14 protein-coding genes and 1 pseudogene are annotated in these 21,836 nt (G+C 48.8%); 12 read left to right on the top strand and 3 right to left on the bottom strand.

All coding sequences use genetic code 11. The annotated features are described in order from the left end of the window. Nucleotides 1-15 precede the first annotated feature (15 nt). The 3 genes from BUQ98_RS04365 to BUQ98_RS04355 are packed head-to-tail and all read left to right on the top strand — an operon-like array spanning nucleotide 16 to nucleotide 5,661. On the top strand, nucleotides 16-1,803 hold the full coding sequence (locus tag BUQ98_RS04365; protein ID WP_074212664.1) for an ABC transporter ATP-binding protein: 1,788 nt from the start codon (nucleotides 16-18) through the stop codon (nucleotides 1,801-1,803). 2 nt (nucleotides 1,804-1,805) lie between these two features. Next, nucleotides 1,806-3,062 carry a paraquat-inducible protein A gene (locus tag BUQ98_RS04360; RefSeq protein WP_254813875.1) on the top strand — a complete coding sequence of 419 codons (1,257 nt, stop codon included), beginning with the start codon at nucleotides 1,806-1,808 and terminating at the stop codon, nucleotides 3,060-3,062. After that, the gene (locus BUQ98_RS04355; RefSeq protein WP_074212663.1) at nucleotides 3,025-5,661 is read left to right on the top strand and encodes a PqiB family protein; all 2,637 of its coding nucleotides are present in this window, start codon (nucleotides 3,025-3,027) and stop codon (nucleotides 5,659-5,661) included. Before BUQ98_RS04360 ends, BUQ98_RS04355 begins: the two co-directional genes overlap by 38 nt. 209 nt (nucleotides 5,662-5,870) lie before the next feature. Here BUQ98_RS04355 and BUQ98_RS04350 read toward each other — a convergent pair whose 3' ends face one another. Both BUQ98_RS04350 and BUQ98_RS04345 read right to left on the bottom strand, forming a co-directional pair. Next, complete coding sequence (locus BUQ98_RS04350) at nucleotides 5,871-6,704, bottom strand: CvfB family protein (protein WP_074212662.1); 834 nt, start codon at nucleotides 6,702-6,704, stop codon at nucleotides 5,871-5,873. 109 nt (nucleotides 6,705-6,813) lie between these two features. Continuing rightward, complete coding sequence (locus tag BUQ98_RS04345; protein WP_074212661.1) at nucleotides 6,814-7,443, bottom strand: TetR/AcrR family transcriptional regulator; 630 nt, start codon at nucleotides 7,441-7,443, stop codon at nucleotides 6,814-6,816. 177 nt (nucleotides 7,444-7,620) lie between these two features. On the opposite strand from BUQ98_RS04345, the gene BUQ98_RS04340 reads away from it, so the two are divergent. From BUQ98_RS04340 to BUQ98_RS04320, 5 genes and pseudogenes are all read left to right on the top strand, one after another. Further along, nucleotides 7,621-8,751 (top strand): efflux RND transporter periplasmic adaptor subunit, encoded by a 1,131-nt coding sequence (locus BUQ98_RS04340; RefSeq protein WP_074212660.1) that lies wholly within the window; start codon nucleotides 7,621-7,623, stop codon nucleotides 8,749-8,751. Nucleotides 8,752-8,761: 10 nt separating this feature from the next. Then, a pseudogene (locus BUQ98_RS04335) lies at nucleotides 8,762-11,848 on the top strand (efflux RND transporter permease subunit). 95 nt (nucleotides 11,849-11,943) lie between these two features. After that, nucleotides 11,944-13,413: a protein adenylyltransferase SelO gene (locus tag BUQ98_RS04330; protein WP_074212659.1), complete on the top strand. Its 1,470-nt coding sequence runs from the start codon at nucleotides 11,944-11,946 to the stop codon at nucleotides 13,411-13,413. A 185-nt stretch (nucleotides 13,414-13,598) separates the two neighbouring features. Beyond that, entirely contained in the window at nucleotides 13,599-14,654 is a 1,056-nt protein-coding gene (locus BUQ98_RS04325; RefSeq protein WP_074212658.1) for a 3-deoxy-7-phosphoheptulonate synthase, read from the top strand. Nucleotides 14,655-14,706: 52 nt separating this feature from the next. Then, nucleotides 14,707-15,189, top strand: coding sequence for a YajQ family cyclic di-GMP-binding protein (locus BUQ98_RS04320; protein WP_074212657.1), 483 nt, complete (start codon nucleotides 14,707-14,709; stop codon nucleotides 15,187-15,189). Between the two features lie 108 nt (nucleotides 15,190-15,297). Here BUQ98_RS04320 and BUQ98_RS04315 read toward each other — a convergent pair whose 3' ends face one another. Continuing rightward, nucleotides 15,298-16,035: a substrate-binding periplasmic protein gene (locus BUQ98_RS04315; RefSeq protein WP_074212656.1), complete on the bottom strand. Its 738-nt coding sequence runs from the start codon at nucleotides 16,033-16,035 to the stop codon at nucleotides 15,298-15,300. A gap of 492 nt (nucleotides 16,036-16,527) precedes the next feature. On the opposite strand from BUQ98_RS04315, the gene BUQ98_RS04310 reads away from it, so the two are divergent. From BUQ98_RS04310 to BUQ98_RS04295, 4 genes are all read left to right on the top strand, one after another. After that, a complete protein-coding gene (locus BUQ98_RS04310) occupies nucleotides 16,528-18,219 on the top strand; it encodes an NAD-dependent malic enzyme (protein WP_074212655.1) in 1,692 nt (563 codons plus the stop codon). Nucleotides 18,220-18,335: 116 nt separating this feature from the next. After that, complete coding sequence (locus BUQ98_RS04305) at nucleotides 18,336-19,007, top strand: SanA/YdcF family protein (RefSeq protein ID WP_074212654.1); 672 nt, start codon at nucleotides 18,336-18,338, stop codon at nucleotides 19,005-19,007. Between the two features lie 224 nt (nucleotides 19,008-19,231). Next, entirely contained in the window at nucleotides 19,232-20,602 is a 1,371-nt protein-coding gene (locus tag BUQ98_RS04300) for an SLC13 family permease (RefSeq protein ID WP_074212653.1), read from the top strand. A gap of 125 nt (nucleotides 20,603-20,727) precedes the next feature. Next, the gene (locus tag BUQ98_RS04295) at nucleotides 20,728-21,798 is read left to right on the top strand and encodes a ketoacyl-ACP synthase III (RefSeq protein WP_074212652.1); all 1,071 of its coding nucleotides are present in this window, start codon (nucleotides 20,728-20,730) and stop codon (nucleotides 21,796-21,798) included. The last annotated feature ends 38 nt before the right edge of the window (nucleotides 21,799-21,836 follow it).

The following is a 21,836-nucleotide window of genomic DNA, read 5'->3' as shown; positions in this document are numbered from 1 at the left end:
TGAGTATCTTGATTTATGATTACGTGGCGCTGGATTCTTGACCAAGCCCGACCTCATCGCACGCGGATTATCTGGGCTAACGTGGTCGCCATTGCGGCGACCATTATCAGTGTGCCTATTCCTTTACTGATGCCGCTACTGGTTGATGAAGTCTTGCTCGATAAACCTGACTGGGGGTTGGCTATACTCAATGCTTTACTGCCACAAACGTGGCAACACGCAACCTTCTACATCGGTGCCGTCCTGATCATCGTCGTCTTGATGCGTACATTCAGCCAAGGACTCAACATTGTGCAAAGCCGCCAGTTTACGCTGGTAGGAAAGGCTATCACCTATAAAATACGTCAGCATCTGATCGCGAAACTGGGGCGTATCAGCATGCGTGAATATGAGCTTCGTGGCAGCGGCGGACTCACCTCTCACTTGGTCACCGACGTTGAAACTATTGATAAATTTATTGGTACAACACTAAGTAAATTTATTATTGGTATTCTCACTGTTACTGGTACTGCCGTGGTCCTCCTCTGGATAGACTGGCGATTAGGGGTGTTTATTCTGCTGATTAATCCACTTGTAATTGCGCTAAGTCGGTCGCTTGGTCAACGTGTCAAACACCTTAAGACGCAAGAAAACCAAGCTTTTGAGCGATTTCAACAACGGCTCGTGGACACGTTAGACGGCTTATACCAGTTGCGTGCCGCAAATCGGGAACGTGAGTATTTGCGGCAGCTCGACAGCAGTGCCAGTGACATTAAAGTCAGCGCCGATAAATATGCTTGGCAATCGGAAGCGGCAGCTCGCTTGTCGTTTCTTATGTTCTTGATTGGCTTTGAACTATTTCGAGCTGTTGCAATGGGCATGGTCTTTTTTAGTGATTTATCGATTGGCCTCATGTTTGCGGTCTTTGGTTACTTATGGTTCATGTTGGGGCCGGTTCAAGAACTGTTAGGGATCCAGTTTGCATGGTATAGCGCTAAAGCGGCGATGACGCGTATTAACGACGTATTACAATTGCCCGAAGAAATACGCCGCCCTAATGGTATTGACCCGGGTCAAACAGCACATCACGCCCTCAGTATTGATATCGAGAACCTGCACTTTGCCTATGATCATGACAAGTCCGTTCTGGACGGCTTAACCATGCATATTCCTGCAGGGCAGCGTGTTGCCCTAGTCGGCGCGAGCGGTGGAGGAAAATCCACCCTCATTCAGTTGTTGTTAGGCCTTTATCCGGTAGAAAAAGGAGATATCCGTTTTAACGGTCATTCTATTAATCACGTCGATATGGATGCCCTTCGTCAACAAATTGCCGTGGTATTGCAGCAACCAATGCTGTTTAATGACAGTTTAAGAAATAACTTAAGCTTAGGGCGTGAGCTTGACGACATAAAACTATGGGAAGCACTGGATCGCGCGCAATTGGGAGAGGTTGTTAACCAACTCACCGAAGGACTAGACACGCCGCTTGGACGGCAAGGCATTCGCTTGTCTGGTGGGCAACGCCAGCGTGTCGCCATCGCGCGTATGCTATTAGGCGACCCTAAATTGGTGATCTTGGATGAAGCTACGTCAGCGCTGGATACCGCAACCGAGCGAGCACTGCACCAAGCCATGCAAACATTCTTGGCGGGGCGCACCACACTTATCATCGCCCACCGCCTCTCTGCCGTAAAAGAAGCCGATCGGATTTATGTGCTCGATGAAGGCCAGGTCACTCAACAAGGCACTCACACTGAACTGGTTAATGCAACCGGGGTATACCAAACCTTATATGGGCATGTACAACAGGTAGCAGGAAAATAATCATGGCACATACACCAGATAGCACGCGCCAGGCCTCTCACTCAACAATGATGAGATGTCCCGGTTGTGATCTGGTATTACAAGCATGTCATACAGACGATGGGCATCTCGCGATTTGTCCACGCTGTGCAACGAAGATCGCACAAAGTCGTCGCTTATCTTTCAATGGTGAAATCGCTTTAACCTTGACGATACTGCTCCTTTTTTTCCCCGCACACTTACTGCCTTTATTATCGATAGACTTATTAGGTAAAACCGTCAGTGCCTCCGTCTTAACGGGAGCAGGCATACTGTGGTCTGATTTTCCGTTTGTCGCCGCTCTGGTCATGGTCTGCGCAACATTGGCACCACTGATTTTTACGACTGCGCTATTGATTTTGCATGTTGCCCGCCACCGAGGGGCCATTCAATGGTTTCGCCCTGCGATAAACGTGGTCGATCATTGCCGACACTGGGTCATGGCGGATGTGCTCATGGTGAGCTTAGCGATCGCATGTTTTAAAATTCAAGACTATGCCACTCTTCACTTCTCGTTAGGGCTGGCCTGTTACGCGTTAATACAAATTTTACTGTCGGTGTTATTAGTGCGAGTCAATACGCGCAGGTATTGGGATGCGTTTTCTTCACATGGTCGCCAAGTAGGGGCTAAGTCATTAGTCCGCTGTGGTCACTGCGGACTCACACAAGCCGCCGTGCCGTCGCTTCCTTGCCAGCGCTGCCACCAGCCCATTCACTCACGAATAGCAAGAAGTGAGCAAAAAACATGGGCCTGCTTGATTACCGCAAGCATTTTTCTTTTTCCTGCCAATCTCTACCCTATCTCAATCTTATTCTCGAACGGTATTCGGCTTGAAGACACCATTTTTTCTGGCGTTGCCAGCTTGATAAATAACGGGATGCCAGGCATTGCTGCCATCATTTTCACCGCCAGCATTGTGGTCCCTGTAGCAAAAATCCTGGGGCTAGGGCTTATTTTAACCAGTTTACGATTACCGACTGGCATTCCGCCTCGCCGCTTTATGTGGTTATACCGTGGGGTAAAATGGATTGGAAAATGGTCAATGATGGATTTATTTGTGATTGCATTTATGGTCGCTCTTATCGACCGAGGCCGCATTATGGACTTTACGCCCGGGCCGGGTGCCATCGCTTTTGGTATCGTCGTGGTATTCACCATGCTTGCCACCGAATTTCTTGATACGCGTTTGATATGGGATCATCATGAGCAACAAACAAAACGCCCCCTCACCGATCGTTAAAAGCACTTTCGGCTTATCACCGCTTTGGGTTCTCCCCCTTCTCGCGTTAGGTTTAGCGGCGTGGCTGGTGTTTCAATCCATCAATGAAGCAGGACAACGGATCCAAATCCTTTTTGGTGATGCACAAGGGCTTGAAGCCGGCCGCACCATTATTCGTTATCAGGGTTTAGAAGTTGGCAAGGTACGCAATATTACCTTAGCGGATGATTTGGATGGTATTTATGTTGATGCCAATATCTATCCAGAAGCAACCCAGCTGTTAACCTCCGATACCGCGTTTTGGCTCGTTAAACCTCGCGCCTCGATTACTGGCATTAGTGGGTTAGAAACCTTAGTATCTGGTAATTATATTGCCTTGCAGCCCGGCAAAGGCGAACCTCGCCGCTCTTTCATTGCTCGCGACGAACCGCCCACCGATATGGCAGAAAAAGCAGGTACGACGGTAAAACTGCATGCACAGACGCTCGGATCCCTCAATGTTGGCTCGCCGCTCTACTATCGCAAAATTCGGGTCGGTGAAGTCTACAGCTATCGCCTCGATAGCGACGCGCAAGGCGTCACCCTCTCAGCGCTCATTGAGCCCCAATTCGCCCACCTACTCAAACAAGATACCCGATTTTGGTCGGTCAGTGGCCTAAAGGCCAGTATGGATGTATCTGGCATAGATGTTCAAATTGATAGTATGGCTAGCTTAATTGCTGGTGGTATTGCTTTCGATTCACCCGATGCGAGTCCACAATCAAAGGCAAACCAGCCCTTTCAGCTTTATCGGAGCCTTGCTCATGCCGCGCGGGGACAATCAATAAAGATCGCGCTTCCCAGCCATCATGGCCTTCCAGGAACAGGCTCTCGAATTACCTATCAGGGCTTAGAGGTAGGTGAAATAACCCATATTGAAATGGCTAACAACCAGCAAAAGCCCATTGCGACAGCTCGCATCGATCCCAGTATGACCTGGCTCTTGAATAAAGAGACACAGTTACGGATTGAGCAACCGCGAATAGGCTTTGATGGGCTAAAAAATATTGGCAACTTAGTATTGGGAAATTATTTATCCATCGATCCTGGATCAGCCGATGCAGAAGAGGTGAACGATAGTCACGTGTTCACCGCGAGAACGTGGCATCAACAACAAAAACAATTGGCTGACGCGTTAACGGTCACTTTAACAGCCGAAGATGCCTATGGCCTCACTCAACATACAAAAGTGCTACATCGCGGTATTCAGGTTGGATTCATTGACAGCGTCAGTCTCAACAAGAGTGACACCGTCACTTTAAGCCTCGTGATTGACCCAGCCTATCGTCACTTAGTAAAGCAACAATCACAGTTTTTCATCTTAGGTGGCATTACCGGCGAACTAACGGGTGAAGGCCTCGATGTGGTCGTGCCCGCCATGGAGCAAGTTGCCGATCCCGCACTGAGCTTCACGAGCCAAGGCCCCGATGGCGTGCAAGACAGCTATCCACTTTACACCTCGCCCATTCAAGCGAAACACGCTAAACAAGGCATGCATGGGCAAACACGCTTCACCTTGGTCGCAGATCGCTTACCGAGTATTAGCGAAGGCAGTCCAGTGATGTATCGTAACTTCGTGGTCGGCCATGTTGAGGGGTATCAACTCAACGGCCACAGTGTTTCGATCGCTATTGCCATCAATAATCGCTACAAACACTTAATTAATCGCCAGACCGTATTCTGGAACCAATCGGGGCTAGATATAAAAGCTAACTTGAGTGGTGTGGAGATAAATACTGGCTCATTGCGTTCTCTGATCAATGGCGGGATTGCGTTTGGCAAAATGCCGGGGATCAGTAATAAACGCCAAGGGGATTGGAAACTCTATCCATCAAAACAGGAAGCAGCCCAATATGGCGTTGATATTACACTAACCGTAGAGCAAGCAAATGGCGTAAAAGTCGGCAGCGCTATCCGTTATCAAGGCGTTGGCGTAGGAGAGGTGATCAACCTAACGCCTGACTTCAACCAAGAGCGGGTCCATATTCAGGCCCGACTCTATCCCGAATACAAGGCATCACTCGCGCGAAGCGGCAGTTATTTTTGGCTAACACAGCCGGTTCTTAGCCTCACCAAAACAGAAAATCTAGATTCATTATTTGGCACCTATATCTCGGTCGTGCCAGGGAATGGTGAATTCGCGCAGCAGTTCACTCTCCACCACTCCCCCAAGTATCCACAAGGGCTGACATTGATCTTAGAAAGCGAGGCCCGCCACTCCGTGACTGCCGGTACGCCGGTACTACATCGAGATATAGAAGTAGGTATCGTCTCTAACGTTCAACTAGGCGAGCTATCCGATCGCGTGGTTTTCGAGCTACAAATCGCACCTCAATACGCCCACCTAATCCGCGAAAACACCGTGTTTTGGAACGAGTCTGGGGTCGACGTATCAATTGGGCTGACAGGCGCTGACCTTAAAAGTGGTACCATTGATAGCTTACTGAAAGGCGGCATTGCGTTTTCTACCCCAGACGATCAACCACTACAACCTGTTGCTGGCAATAAGCACCATTTCTTGTTGCACAGCGAGCGCAAAAAAGCGTGGCAAGAATGGCGTACTGCCATTCCAAAGCCATAACCCCGCTTAAAACAAAAAAGGACCTAGCGATGCTAGGTCCCTGATAAAGCTTCACCCTTTTAAAGGGCGAGTCGCGTACTGGTAATTCTTTATTGATAGACTACACTTTAATATCACAACGTAAATTGGCAACTGGCTCTAATGAGCCTTTTCCCTGAACCCGGAACAGGACGTTCCGGGTCTTTTTTTACCAGGAATTTGTGACACCGTCACTTATTCAAGTAGATACCATCCTGCTCGATACGAATTTTACGCTGTTTATAGAGGCCACCGAGTGTCTTTTTGAATGTCGCTTTACTGGTTCGAAACAATGCAAAGATGGCATCCGGTGAACTCTTATCGTTCAGCGGTAAAAAGCCCTCTTTCTTTTCAAGCGTCTGTATAATTTTATCACTCAGATCATCAACACGTGCTTTGCCTGGTTTTTGTAAAGACAGGTCCATTTTTCCATCATCTCGGACATGCTTTACATAGGCGCTGAGCTTCTTGCCAATGAATAACTTACCAAACGCTTCTGCGCGATAAATTAGCCCCCAGTGCTGGTTTTCCACCACACATTTATACCCTAAATCCGTGTTATCAGTAATGAGTACAGAGACCTTATCGCCCGTTTTTAACTGCGGCTGGCCCTCACTAATAAACTTGTTAAATTTACGACTGGCGACAATGCGTCCCGATGCCTTATCGGTATAAACACGCACGACATAAGGTTTGCCCTCTTCCATGCGCGTACGTTGCTCGCTAAAGGGCACAAGCAGATCCTTACTCAATCCCCAGTCAACGAAGGCACCAACGGTATTAACCCCAACACAGCGTAAGGAGGCAAATTCACCGACTTGGGCATAAGGCGTTTCTGTAGTGGCAATGATGTCATCTTCAGAATCGAAATAAATGAACACATCCAGGTCATCGCCAAGTTGGGTACCCTGCGGTACATAACGCTTAGGAAGAAGAATGTTGCCATAGTCATCCCCATCCAGAAACACCCCAAAGTCTACCTGCTTGACCACAGTGAGCGTATTAAATTGGCCTAGTTTAATCATTGTCTCAGCGCTGTAGAAAATAATGCCCGTGAGTATACGCAATTTGCGTTTAACTTGCGTCTCTTATTGGCCTAGTCGATGGAAAAATCGTCAAACGCCTGAGTGAGCTTTAGGTTACGGATACACCCTCGAGAAAGACTGCCAGCTGTTGGTTGATCAACGTATGAATATCCAACGGACTAAAGTCAGCAAAAAGAATTTGCCAGACAGCGGATACGATCGGCGCGCCTGCCAAGAGTTGGGGACAAAGATCCCCTGTACCCGATTTAAACTCACCTTTTTCCTCACCCTCTTTTAGGCACTGCTGAAAAGCACGCATCCCTGGGGCGACAATGCTGTGGTAGTAAAATGATCGAATGGCTGGGTTATTTGGCCCCTCAGAAATAAGCAGCCTTAAAATAACCTGAAAGTCATGACCAGATAATAACTGACCAAAGGCGTTGACTTGCTGACGCAGTCGCTCTGAGGCACTGTCTGTCTCGCCCGCTGCAACATGCTTTACCTGCTCGAGTGCGGGCTCTACCACATGCCGTACCACACCATGAAAAAGCTGCTCCTTGTTTTTAAAATATAGATATACCGTACCTTTCGCGACCCCGGCTTGCTTGGCAATATCATCAATACGTGCTCGCTCAAACCCATGTTGATCAAACGCGGCTAGCGCAGCGTTAATAATATCTTGCTGCCGTCTCACCTGAGATCTGGACAACGCCTTAGAGGCTGTTGAATCTTGCTCCATATCATCACCTTACCCAAGCTATCAAACCTAAACAGTACCAGTGACTGACTAGTCATTGCAAAAATGACCACCTGGTCATTGTAAAAATGACCAATGAGTCATATTATGACTAGTGAGTCATTTGATGGCCAGGTCGTCAGAGACGTTATTGAGGCAAGTCGTAGAGGGAGAAACGCGATGACTATAATCACTAAACAAACCATACAACTCGCGTTATATAGCGGGTTGGTGCTCATCGTCATCGGCTTACTCAGCGCTTGCGATCCCAAGCAAGCGTCAGCCACACCTCCCCCTCGCACTGTCAAGGTGATACAAATAAAAGCGGCGCATGATGGGCAGCATCAATATGCCAGTGGACGTATTCAGGCGGCTGAACAAGCAAGCCTTTCCTTCGAAATCAGCGGTAAAATCCGCACTCTGGAACTTGCGTTAGGTGAGCGAGTAAAAAAAGGTCAGCGACTTGCCAGACTTGATGCGCAAGCGCTTGAGCTCAATGTGGAGGTGGAAAAGTCAAACCTTAAAACGGCCCAAATAGAGCGCAATGATGCCTCCCGCCAGTATCAACGGCTAGCAGCACTGTTCGCCCAAAAGCTCACCTCCGCCTCGGCCGTCGATGAAGCAGAAGCTAGGCTCGAGCGCGCCACCGCACAGTTATCCCGTCACCAAGCGAGCCTGGCTAAAGCACAACGTCAGCTCGCTAAAGCCTCTCTCTATGCCCCTTTTTCTGGCCTTATCACCAAACAACTGGTTGAACAGTCAGAAGTGGTCATGGCTGGGCAGCCGATAGCGGCAATGGCCAACCCTCAATCACAGATAGAAGTTAAAACCTGGGTACCCAGCCGTATTCATGATCACCTCTCAATGGGCGATACAGCGACTGTCTCTTTGTCACTGATAGAACAAAGCGTCCGCGCCAACGTTACGCAGATTGGCATGGAGGCCAATCAACTGGGGTTATTTCCTGTCATTGCTCAGTTGATCGAACCACCGGCATCCTTCCACCTAGGCATGTCAGTCTCGCTGCAATGGGATCTGCCAAGTGTCCATTCTCGCCCTGTCGTGCCATTAACGGCCATCGAGCTGATTGATAAAAACCATGCCCGTGTTTTCGTTGTTGAGCAGCCCGACGCCAATAAAACACGTCTTAAAGCACGCATCATTAAAGTGGGAGCGCTTAGGGAGACTGAGGTAGAAGTCTTGTCAGGATTAGCTGTCGATGAGTGGGTCGTCGCCAAAGGCGTCAATCTTCTCCGCGAGCACCAAGAAGTCTATACCGCTGGTGCTCACCTAGCCCGTTATAATCACTAGGTCTTCGCGCATGAATATCTCTCAACTAGCTTTTCAGTATCGCCCCGTTATCTTCTTTGTCAGCCTTGTTTTAATGGTATTTGGCGCAGTCAGTTACTTTTCCCTTCCTGCCAGAGAAGACCCTAAAATTCACATTCGCGAGGCGATTGTTACCACGAGTGCACCAGGCCTGACCGCCAACCGTATCGAATCACTCGTCACGCAGCCTTTGGAAGAAGCCGCGCTATCTATTACCGGGGTTGACGAAATACGCTCTATTTCCTCTGATGGGCAGTCCATCATCTATGTGAAAGCCTACGACAGACTCACAAAGCTTGACCAAATCTGGGATGAGCTCGAAGAGGAGGTACACAAAGCATCGCTACCTAAAGAGGCCGGTAAACCAAGCGTCAACGACAGTTTTGGCGATGTCGCCGTGATTACTCTCGCATTGACAGGCAACGACTTTTCACTTGCCGAACTGGATGACTTCGCTGCCCATTCACGACAACAATTACTCACGATACCTGGTACACAGAAAATCGACATTATTGGTCGAGTGCCGCAGCGAGTATTCGTGGAACTGTCACTCTCTCAGATGGAAACATTGGGGCTTTCCCCTTCCGTCATTGCAAAGGCAATCGCCAGTCAAAACACCTTGAGCCCAAGTGGCCGTATCCACATCGAAGATACCACACTGGCGATTTCATCAAGTGGTGAGTTTGCGTCCATCCAAGACATCCGTAACGTATTGATCCCAAACGGCAATGAAGCGGGTTAGATAGCACTCGGTAATATTGCAGATATTTCTCGAGGATATGTCAACCCTGCGCCGAGACGTGCTTACTTTAATGGTAAGCCAGCGATTGTGCTGTCAATGATGATGCAACCTGAACAAAGCGTGTTGAATTATGCTCGACAGGCAGACAAGGTAATTGCAGACGTCAAGCAGAGCCTTCCTGTTGGGGTGAACCTCGATCGGATTACCTGGCAAGCCGATCAAGTGGAAAACGCGGTATATGGCGTGTCTGCAAACGTCATTCAAACACTCGCTATCGTGCTCGGCGTGGTTATTCTGTTTCTCGGTGTCAAAACCGGATTGATTGTCGGCGCCATTGTCCCGGCCGTCATGCTAACCACGCTCGCCATCATGTACTTTCTCGAGATGACACTCGAACGGATGAGTTTAGCCACACTAGTGATCGCACTCGGCTTACTTGTCGATAACGGTGTCGTCATCGCCGAAAACTTTAAGCGCACGCTTGCAGAAACCCAAGATAGAGCCCTCGCACTAAAAGAAACAGGTAGTGAACTCGCACTGCCGCTACTTTCCTCGTCTTTAACGACTATCTTGGTATTTTTACCCCTCATGATGGCCGAGCACCCCTCGGGTGAGTACACACGCAACATATCCTTAGTGATTGCAATTTCTTTGACCGTATCGTGGCTACTGGCGATGACAGTGACACCGACGCTTTGCTACTTGTTTTTACCGCCCCCTAGTTTGTCACCCAGCATCGCCCCCCGCCCTTCTTTGTCACTTTTTAACCGAATAGAGGGCTATTATGCGGTGTTGCTCAAAGCGGTGTTACGCCACCGCCTTGTCTTCGTCATTATCATGTTCGCCTTACTGCCCGCTGGCGGTTACCTCATCAAAAGTACTCCCGCCAAATTTTTCCCTGACAGTGATCGCGCTCAAGTGCTTATCTACGTCAATTTACCTGCGGGGAGTTCATCACAAACCACATCCGCCCGTATCACGGAGATGATGGCGATGATTCAAGATAGAACACGCTACCCTAGACTTGGCGATCTTGCCGCGTATGTCGGCTTTGGTGGCCCACGATTTGTTCTCTCTCTCGCGCCGTTAGACCCAGCACCCAATGTCGGTTTTATCGTGGTCAATGCCAGGAACAAACAAGCGGTTAATGAAGCTATTCCACGGCTAAGAGAGAACTTTCGACAACGCTTTGACGACGTGGAAACCCGGGTATCAGGTATGTTCCTCGGCCCCTCAGACCCTAATGTGATTCAAATTCAGGTCAAAGGGCCAGACAAAGCCTACCTCGTTGAACAAGCGAAAAAACTTGAACACACCTTGGAAAACATTCCTCATACCATTGATATCTGGAGCAATTGGTATAACCCCGTCAATCGAGTGCAAGTCAATATTGAACAGCATTTGGCGCACCAAGCAGGGGTTACATCGACAGATGTGAGTGAGTCACTGGCACGCTTTTATAATGGTCAAACATTGTCAGCATTCCGTGATAACAATGATGTGTTTCCGATTCTACTTCGCGCGATGGAACCTGAACGGCGCAATCCGGCTCGGCTAAAAGATGTCCCCATTTGGTCCAGCGGTGCTGATACTCCGATCCCCCTTGCACAAGTTGCCACCATTGACATGGTGTCAGATTTTAGCGTGATCCACCGTGAGGATCTGGAGCCAACCATTACGGTTGAAGCACGTAACCTAACGATGTCTCCCGAGGATATGGCACCAATACTTCAACCCCAGCTCGACGCCCTGCGCGCCCAGCTGGCTCCAGGTCATCACATTGAATTTGATGGCATTGTCAAAGATGCCAAAGTGGGCCGAGCCGCAATATTCGCTGGCTTCCCCCTCTGTATTGCCCTGTGTCTGCTTCTGCTTGTCGCACAATTCAATGGATATAGAAGGCCTATCATTATCTTATTAACCATTCCATTGGTTATTATCGGGGTGGGTATAGGTCTCACCATCATGAAGGCATCATTCAGTTTTATGGTTATTCTTAGCCTATTGGCATTGGCCGGCATTATTGTCAACAATGCGATTGTGATGATCGAGCGGATAGACATTGAGCGAGGGATGAGAAATACGTCAGATCGTGATGCCATTATCATTGCCTGCTCGCGGCGCCTTCGGCCGATCACCATCACCACAGTGACCACCATCGTGGGCTTGATGCCTCTCATTATTAGCAAAGACGTGCTTTTTTATGGCCTGTCGGTGAGTATTGCTTTCGGGTTAATCGTCGGCACCATACTGACGTTGGTAATGACACCCGTGCTTTATAGTTGGTTGTTTCGTATTGATACATCTGGTGACGAATCGGAGGGCGAAAACACATGAGGCGTTATAGCAGAACATGATATATCCCTACATTCTATCCCTTGTTAGCGGCTGCCAGGCTGTTAGGCTTAAATGATTAACCTAAAGGGGGATGCATGGCAGTATTTGATGGTGAACATATTCGGTTTAGCTTTAGCCAATTAGGAAACGCATTGGGTAAAGCAGTGACCCCTACGCCTTTGGACAACGGCCGGCTTCTAACATACAACGCCGCGCTAGCTGATGAACTCGGCTTAACAACGGCAGACATTCACAGTGAACGCTTTCGCGCAATTCTGTCTGCGGAGGCGCCGCTTGCGGGCCGCAAACCCTTTGCAATGAAATACACAGGGCACCAATTCGGCCAATACAACCCTGAGCTCGGTGATGGTCGTGGGGTGTTATTGGGAGAGTGGCGTGATGATAATGGCACACTCTGGGATTGGCATTTAAAAGGGGCGGGAAAAACCCCCTATAGCCGCCACGGCGACGGGCGTGCGGTGTTACGTTCCACCCTCCGTGAGTATCTCGCGAGCGCGGCCATGAAGGGACTCAACATCCCTACCACGCAGGCATTAGCCATGGCCACCAGCGATACCCCGGTGATGCGCGAGCGCATCGAGACGGCCGCGACCTTACTTCGGGTCTCGGAAAGCCACGTGCGTTTCGGCCATTTTGAGTACTTGTTTTACAGCCAACAGCACGATGCACTGGGTACGCTGGCCGACTATGTCATTGCACGCCATTTTCCTGAGCTTGCCGAGGCCGAGAAACCTTATGCCGCATTGCTACAAGAAATTGTCGAGCGCACGGCAGAAATGATTGCCAAGTGGCAAGCGGTTGGTTTTAACCATGGTGTCATGAATACCGACAATATGTCGATTTTAGGCCAGACCTTCGATTATGGCCCCTATGCTTTTTTGGATGATTTCAACCCGAACAATATTTGTAACCACACTGATTACACGGGGCGATATGCCTTTAATCAGCAGCCTGCTATCGCGCTATGGAACCTCTCTGCGCTTGGCTACGCCTTTACCCCACTGCTTGAAAGTGACGTGATTAACGACATTCTCGGCGGTTATGAACACCATCTCCAGGTGGCTTACAGCAAAGCCATGCGCGACAAACTGGGGCTCTCCGATGCACAGCAAGGAGATAGCGCTTTATTCAACGCCCTCTTCTCATTGCTCGAGTCGGAGCGGGTCGATTATACCCTTTTCTTCCGCAGACTCAGTGACATCAAACAAGACACGCTGTTAAGCGCCAATACGCTGAATCAATTTAACGACCTAGTGTCCGATGTTGATACGTTGACGGAGTGGATCACTGATTATCACCAGCGGATAGCGCACCTTGACGATGATACTCGCCTTGCTTGTATGCAGACGACCAATCCCAAGTTTATTCTGCGTAACTATTTGGCACAGCAAGCGATAGAGGCGGCAGAACAAGGTGACATGCAACCAACTCACAATTTGATGACAGTACTGGCTTCCCCGTTTGCGTCACATTCCGCGCTTGACTCCCTTGCTCGGCGTCCCGCTGATGAAGAGAAAGATATGACCCTTAGCTGCTCCTCGTAACCTAAACGTGCGCCTGAGTCATTTGCCACTGAGGCGCTCATCATCAATTCACTAAAATACGCCTCGGTGATCACCGCTCTGACAAGAAAAATCCAACAGATGTCACATTGATGCTTTCATAGGCGGCGTTTTTTGCTATCTTACTGGCTTCGCAACAGAATAAGATGTGAGGAAGGCTGTCCTCTATGCCACTGAAAACCGATGAGCTTCGAACACGCGTGGTGGATACCATGCCTACGCCTGCAGAGGTGGAAGCTGCCCACCCCATCAGCGACAATGTTGCTCACCATATCACTTCCGCACGACAGGCGATCAGTCGTATTCTTAATGGCGACGATACCAGGCTTCTGGTGATTGTTGGTCCCTGCTCTGTTCATGATCCCGACGCGGCCCGTGATTACGCAGCCAAGCTTAAACCGCTCGCCGATAAGTACAGCGACCAATTATTGGTGGTGATGCGCACGTATTTTGAAAAGCCACGGACGGTGGTCGGCTGGAAAGGCCTGATCAACGATCCACACCTTGATGGTAGCGGTGATATTCGTGCTGGGCTATTCACTGCACGAGAGCTGCTGTTGGACATTAACAAAATGGGGCTGCCTACCGCCACTGAATTCCTTGATATGATCACCGGCCAGTATATCGCTGACTTGATCAGCTGGGGGGCCATTGGCGCCCGCACGACAGAATCACAAATTCATCGTGAAATGGCCTCTGCACTCTCCAGCCCGGTCGGCTTTAAAAATGGCACAGACGGCAACATCCGTATTGCAGTTGATGCCATTCGCGCCAGCAGAGAGTCTCACCTTTTCTGCTCACCCGACAAACATGGCCGCATGACCATTTATCGCACTGCGGGTAACCCTGATGGACATGTCATTTTACGAGGTGGTCATCATCCCAATTATTACGCCGACGATGTGAAAGCGGCCGCGCAAACGCTAAGCGGTTTCGGGTTACCCGCCAAGCTTGTGGTAGACTTCAGCCACGGTAATTGCCAAAAACAACATCGCCGCCAGCTGGATGTTTGCGCGGATGTTGCCGCACAGATCTGTAATGGCGAACAAGCGATTGCTGGCATCATGGCCGAAAGCTTCTTACAAGAAGGGAATCAAGCCATGGGGAACGCCGAATCACGCGTTTATGGCCAGTCAATCACTGACCCCTGTTTAGGCTGGACAGATACAGAACGCTTGCTCGAACAACTTGCTGGCGCTGTATCGGCACGCAACAACATATAACGACTGACGATTTATCGGCGTGACTGACTCATGCCCCAATTAGGAAAAGACTATGCCTTCATTTGATATTGTCTCTGAAATTGACAACGTTGAGCTTAAAAATGCAGTGGATAACGCCAACCGTGAGCTGGCAACTCGCTTTGATTTTCGTGGTGTAGAGGCCAGCTTTGAACTCGATAAAGAAACCGTAAAAGTGACTGCCGAGGCGGACTTTCAGGTTAACCAAATGATGGACATGTTACGCAGTAATTTAGCAAAGCGTGGTGTTGATGCACGTGCGATGGACATTCAAGACATGGTGCATTCTGGTAAAAGCTTCTCGCAACAGGTGAAGTTCAAAAATGGCATCGAAACACCAGTCGCAAAAAAACTTACCAAAGCGATCAAAGACGCCAAGATGAAGGTGCAAACCCAGATACAAGGTGAGCAAGTACGCGTGACTGGGAAAAAGCGTGATGATTTACAAGCCGTGATCCAGCTGATTAAAGAAAGTGACTTTGAACAGCCTTTCCAATTTGAGAATTTTCGTGACTGATCTTGAGTAGTTTTCTCAATACGCTAAAAAACGGGCCTGTCTGGCCCGTTTTTATTCACTAAGACTGGTTACTCTAAGCGCTTTTTTCGTGACAACAATCGCGCTACGCTACTTATACTTGCTTTTGATTTCCTCAAGCGTGCCATCTGCGGTCGCTTGATCAATGCCAGCTTGTAGCTTTTCAACATAGCTGTCTGGCGTGTTGTTGCTAAAGCTATAGTAGAGCTGAGACTCATCCAAGACATGAACCACTTCAAACTGGCTGGTATCAATATTGTTTTGGCTCATGATAAAGGCACTGACGTTTTCCTCGTAAGCCCACATATCTACACGTCCAGCGGCTAGCTGTTTCGCTAACAAATCAGCTTTTGGTGATAGACGTAGTGTGCCTTCATCGACACCCATTGAGCGTAACAAGTGCTCACCAACGTCATCTCGTACAACGCCAACTTTATAATTGGCAAAGTCACTTGCACTGTCGATGGTGATCCCTTTACTCTTTGGTGCCCAGACCACAATTTTGGTGTCTGTAATCGGCCCTACCCATTTAAACTTATCTTCCCGTTCATCCGTCCGAGTGGTTGAAAACAGTACCGTATTAGGCTCTGAGAGTGTCGTGGCATAACCACGTGCCCATGGCTGGATTTTCACTTGATCGCGGCTAACCGGATCGCCTGCAGCGGCCGTCGCAGCTTCAAGAAAATCAACCGCAATCCCTTTCAACTCTCCACGCTCTTCATAGTTAAACGGCGGATACACTTCTGTAATATAATCTAGATCGCCCAAGCTTGCAGCGATTGTAGTGGTTGAAAAAACCAGCAAGCTGGCGGCAATGAGTGACTTCATTGGACTACCTCTTTTTTACTTTCCATTAAGTATGCTCAGCCAACGTTATTTCTATTAGCTTATAGCGAAACTCGTTTCTGTGTCGTAGCTTTATGGCAAAGTTAGACTTTGGCATTCATCAGCTTTCCTTTAGAGTGTAGTCACCTCCACATTATCTTGCGCAATTTTAACGAAGGTTGTGATCTAAATTCCGTTTTTATTGATGTACAAGTTGTTGACTAAGATGATAAAAAATCAACGATACCGTTTAAATTTTCAATTAACGCGATCTGATCAGACCTGTTGAAAACACCGCACAATGCGGCAAAAAAGTTGAATTAGGTCACCATTCATGCCTAAACTTTGTCCTCATTTACAAAGCTCTTGGGACTATCGCCGAATAACGCTAAGAATGCGTTCGGCAAAGGACATAACAAACGCCATGAAGGCACACGATAACGCCCAACATTCGTCATCGACCCAACTTAGAGACAATATCGAGTCTGATCATTCATGAATAACCAAAAACGTCCTCTCTATATCCCCTATGCGGGACCTGCTTTGCTCGAGACGCCATTGTTAAACAAAGGCAGCGCATTTAGCGTTGAAGAGCGTAAATTTTTTAACTTAGAAGGGTTATTGCCTGACGCTATCGAAAGCATTGAAGAACAAACAGAGCGTGCCTACCAGCAATACCAGCGTTTCGAAAACGATATCGATAAGCATATCTATCTTAGAAATATCCAAGATACCAATGAGACACTGTTTTACCGGCTCGTTTCAAATCACATTACTGAAATGATGCCCATTATCTATACCCCGACCGTGGGGGCGGCTTGTGAAAACTTTTCTAATATCTATCGCCGTGGACGCGGGCTGTTTATCTCCTACCCAAACCGTGATCGTATCGACGATGTTTTAAACAACGCGTCTCGTCACAACGTGAAAGTGATCGTAGTGACCGATGGTGAACGGATCCTAGGGCTTGGTGATCAGGGGATCGGCGGCATGGGCATCCCAATAGGAAAGCTGTCTCTTTATACTGCATGCGGCGGGATCAGCCCGGCTTATACACTCCCCATTGTCTTAGATGTAGGAACCAATAACCCGCAACGTCTTTCTGACCCTATGTATATGGGGTGGCGGCATACCCGAATCAGCGGACAAGAATACGATGCCTTTATTGAAGAGTTTATCCAAGCGGTACAACGTCGCTGGCCTGATGCCTTAATCCAGTTTGAAGATTTTGCACAGAAAAATGCCATGCCTATCCTTGAACGCTATAAAGACAAGGTGTGCTGCTTTAATGATGATATCCAAGGCACTGCTGCAGTCACTGTTGGCTCGTTGATTGCCGCGTGTAAAGCGGCAGGCACCAAGCTCTCCGAGCAGCGGATCACCTTCTTAGGCGCGGGCTCTGCCGGGTGTGGGATTGCCGAAGCCATTATCGCACAAATGGTATCTGAGGGTATTTCCGATCAACAAGCTCGCGCACGTGTCTATATGGTCGACCGTTGGGGCCTACTCATTGATGCGATGCCAAACTTGCTCGACTTCCAACAAAAGCTGGTGCAAAAAAGCGATGCACTTTCAGACTGGCAGTTAGAAGACAGTAATATCTCGCTATTGGACGTGGTTCGAAATGCGAAACCGACCGTACTCGTCGGTGTCTCCGGAGCGCCGGGGCTCTTCACTGAAGACGTGATTAAAGAAATGCACGCGACGTGCCCACGCCCAATCATCTTTCCACTGTCTAACCCAACTAGCCGTGTGGAAGCCACGCCGTTTGATATTTTGCGTTGGACCAATGGTCAAGCCTTGGTTGCCACGGGAAGCCCATTCGAACCGGTACGCTTAGACAATGGCAAGACGTTCCCCATTGCACAGTGCAACAACAGCTATATTTTTCCAGGTATTGGGCTCGGGGTATTGGCTGTCGGCGCTTCTCGAGTCACCGACGGAATGCTGATGGCTTCGTCGAGAGCACTGTCTGAATGTTCGCCCTTAGCTAAGCGTGGCATGGGTGCCTTACTCCCGCCTTTGGAAGATATCACTCAGGTGTCGAAACGTATTGCTTTCGCCGTTGCTAAAGAAGCAATTGTTGAAGGGATCGCGGCTGAACTATCAGACGAAGCCTTGAAAAAACGTATCGATGACAGTTTTTGGTCACCTGAATATCGCGCTTATAAGCGCACTTCATTTTAACCAAAGACTGACAGAAAAAAGCGCCTATTAAGGCGCTTTTTTTGCTAACATTCCATCTACTTGCCGCACCCGCTACCAACGAGTGCTGTCTACTGAATAAAGGTATAATACGCACCATGGCTCTCCGGCGCCTTTTTCGTCAAGCGATGATCACACTAGCTATCTTCACCGTTTTTACTGTCATCATCATGGGTGCCAGCGATGTTGCGATCACGCTCAATGCCAAAGGACGTGTTTTCAAAAACGTCGAAACGCTACCTAAACGGCAGGTAGGGTTGGTACTCGGAACCAGTAAATACATTGGGAAAACGCCCAATCCTTACTATACCTATCGTATTAACGCTGCGGAATCTCTGTACCATGCCGGCAAAGTCCGTCACCTTTTGCTTAGTGGCGATAACGCCCATCGATCATACAACGAGCCTTGGACCATGAAACGGGACTTACGCCAAGCCGGGATCGCCGAAGCAGCAATTCACCTTGACTATGCCGGCTTTCGAACGCTTGATTCCATAGTCCGTGCCAAAACAGTCTTTAGCCTTGCTCGTTTTACCGTGATTACTCAACAGTTTCACTGTGAGCGGGCGTTATTTCTCGCTGACGTTAACAATATTGATGCGATTTGTTACGCTGTTCCAAGCCCTCAAGGTTGGGCGGGGGCCAAGATCCGCGCGCGAGAAGTACTAGCAAGAACCAAAGCGGTCTTAGATAGCTTTATTCTCAATGTAAAACCCAAGTTTACGGGCCCGAAAGAGCCTATTGATGGCCTCTCAAATTCGAGTAACTAGCACACATCCTACCAATGCCGCCCTAATCACAAATTTCACATTGTTTTAATTATTTGTTTAAAAACCTGCCTGCAATCGATTAACACTCTGTTCGATAACGCGTATATTAGCCATCGCTTGGTAAAGAATGGCGGTTTATTTGTGCTTAAAACCGAGCTTATCAAGCAAACATTACTCAAAACATAAAAACATAAAGACCCAATAACGTTTAAAAAGGATGCCCTATGGATGTGCAATCCCTCTCTTCCCGTTCACCGGGATTGGATCGAAAAGCCTGGATTCTATTTGCTGATATTGCGCTGTTTTTCATTTTGTATAACAGCCTACCCTTTGCAGCCGATGTAACGACAGGCCTTAGCTTGCTAATTTTTATTGCTGTGCTTTGGCTTACAGAAGCCATTCATGTCAGCATCACTGCCATACTGGTGCCTATTATGGCGGTTACTCTCGGCGTATTTGAAACCCCTGCCGCCATGTCTAACTTCGCCAATCCGATCATTTTCTTATTTCTCGGTGGCTTTGCGTTAGCCGCGGCGTTACAGGCACAAGGGCTCGATCAAGCGATTGCAAATAAGGTACTGACCATTGCCCAAGGTAAAATGTCAGTCGCAGTGATGATGCTATTTGGGGTCACGGCGGGCTTATCGATGTGGATCAGCAACACAGCCACCACAGCCATGATGCTGCCACTGGTATTAGGGATTTTACACAAGGTCAACAACCAAAAAGATCATGGCACCTATGTGTTTGTCCTCCTGGGGATCGCCTACTGTGCCAGTATTGGCGGGATCGCCACCATTGTCGGTAGTCCACCTAATGCGATTGCCGCAGCAGAAGCAGGACTGAGTTTTGCTGAATGGATGACGCTTGGGCTCCCCGTAACACTGGTCTTGCTCCCAGTTGCCGTTTCTGTGCTGTACCTGCTAACAAAACCAAACTTGAGTTACAGTTTTGAAGCCGATCAGCGTGGTTTTAGTTGGAACACGCCACGCCTGATCACCATTGCGATTTTCGCCCTCACAGTGAGTGCTTGGATCTTTAGTAAGCCATTAAATGCCATGCTCGGCGGCCTCAGCAAGTTTGACTCGATTGTGGCACTATCCGCGATCGTTTTGCTAGGCGCGACGCGTGTGGTGAAATGGAAAGAAGTAGAAAAAACAGCTGATTGGGGCGTGTTACTGCTCTTCGGTGGTGGTATCTGCTTAAGCAACGTATTAAAAGCAACAGGTACCAGCTTATTTCTGGCCAATCACCTGAGCAATGCCCTCACGGGGTCAGGGTTGTTCTTTACCATGCTTGGTGTCGTTGCGTTTGTCATTTTTCTTACTGAATTTGCGAGTAACACTGCCAGCGCCGCGCTACTGGTACCGGTTTTTGCTACAATCGCCGAAGCCCTAGGCGTGTCTCCAGTGGCGCTATCGGCGCTGATCGCTATTGCGGCATCATGTGCCTTTATGTTACCTGTCGCAACACCGCCTAATGCCATTGTGTTTGGTTCAGGCCATATTGAGCAGCGTGATATGATGCGCGTCGGTTTGTACTTAAATATTGTCTGTATTGTCGTATTGGCAATTTTCACCCGTCTTTTCTGGTAACGCCCGCGACACACTGCCTGGCATTTGCGTCAGGTAGTGTTTTTCACTCCTTATCAGTCATCAAAATTGTTTCAATCAGGTTTCAGGTTTACACTGTCGCAACGCTTAATAACCCGTAATCGACTATGGCATTTGCAGAAATAACGGGCTGGGGTAAGTGTCTCCCACCCACTGTGTTGAGTAACGATGATCTCAGCACCATCCTAGACACCAATGATGAATGGATTCGCTCGCGCACAGGCATTGAAGCTCGCCGTGTGAGCCATGTAGAGACCTCTGATTTAGCAACCATTGCAGCACAACGCGCGCTGGCAGCAGCGGGTATTGAAGCAAGCCAATTGGATCTTCTCATTGTTGCGACGTGCTCCCCCGACACACTCATTCCTAACATCGCCTCAAAAGTACAAGGGAGCCTAGGCGCACTGCGCGCTGCCGCCTTTGATATGAATGCAGCCTGTACTGGCTTTTTATATGGTTTGGAAACTGCAACCAAGATGCTGCAAGCTGGTCACTACCAGCATGCATTAATTATTGGAGCTGAGCACTTAACTTGGTATCTCGATTGGAGCAAGCGTGATACCGCCGTGCTATTCGGTGATGGTGCGGGAGCGGTAGTGGTCAGCAAAACCGAACAAGAAGTGGGATTACTTGATGCACAGCTTGGCTGTGATCCAGCAGGCCGAGACGTGTTGGCGATTCCCGCTTTTGGTACGGCAATGGATCGCTTTGATCCTGAAAACGGTCACTTCTCGTTTGATTTTATTGGCCGGGATATTTTCAAACGCGCGGTAAAAGGAATGGGGTCAGCCGCCAATCAAGTGCTCTCACGTAATCAACTCGATGCTGATAGCATTGATCTCGTGGTTCCTCACCAAGCCAACAAACGCATTATCGAAACCCTGTGTGATCACGCTGGGATCGAACGAGAAAAAGCGTTCATTAATATTCAGCATTATGGTAATACCTCTGCAGCTACTATCCCCATCGCCTTGTGTGAGGCTGTAGAACAAGGTGTCGTCAAGCCTCACAGCCAGCTGCTCACCGCAGCCTTTGGCGCTGGCTTAACATGGGGAGCTGGGCTCATTCGTTGGGGAGAACGCACCACGCCTATCGCACAATCCGACGCGACTCTGCCACCCACGGACAAAACTGCGCTCGAGTTATTGCATTACGCTATCCATCAGTGCCAAAAATAAAATAATATGAGTGAATGATGACTCGTTTGTCCCGTCCT

It is taken from the genome of Salinivibrio sp. ES.052 (assembly GCF_900141775.1).
In the GTDB taxonomy this organism is placed as follows: Bacteria; Pseudomonadota; Gammaproteobacteria; order Enterobacterales; family Vibrionaceae; genus Salinivibrio.
The sequence above is the reverse complement of the archived record's forward strand: the minus strand, read 5'-3'. Positions and strand labels throughout refer to the sequence as shown.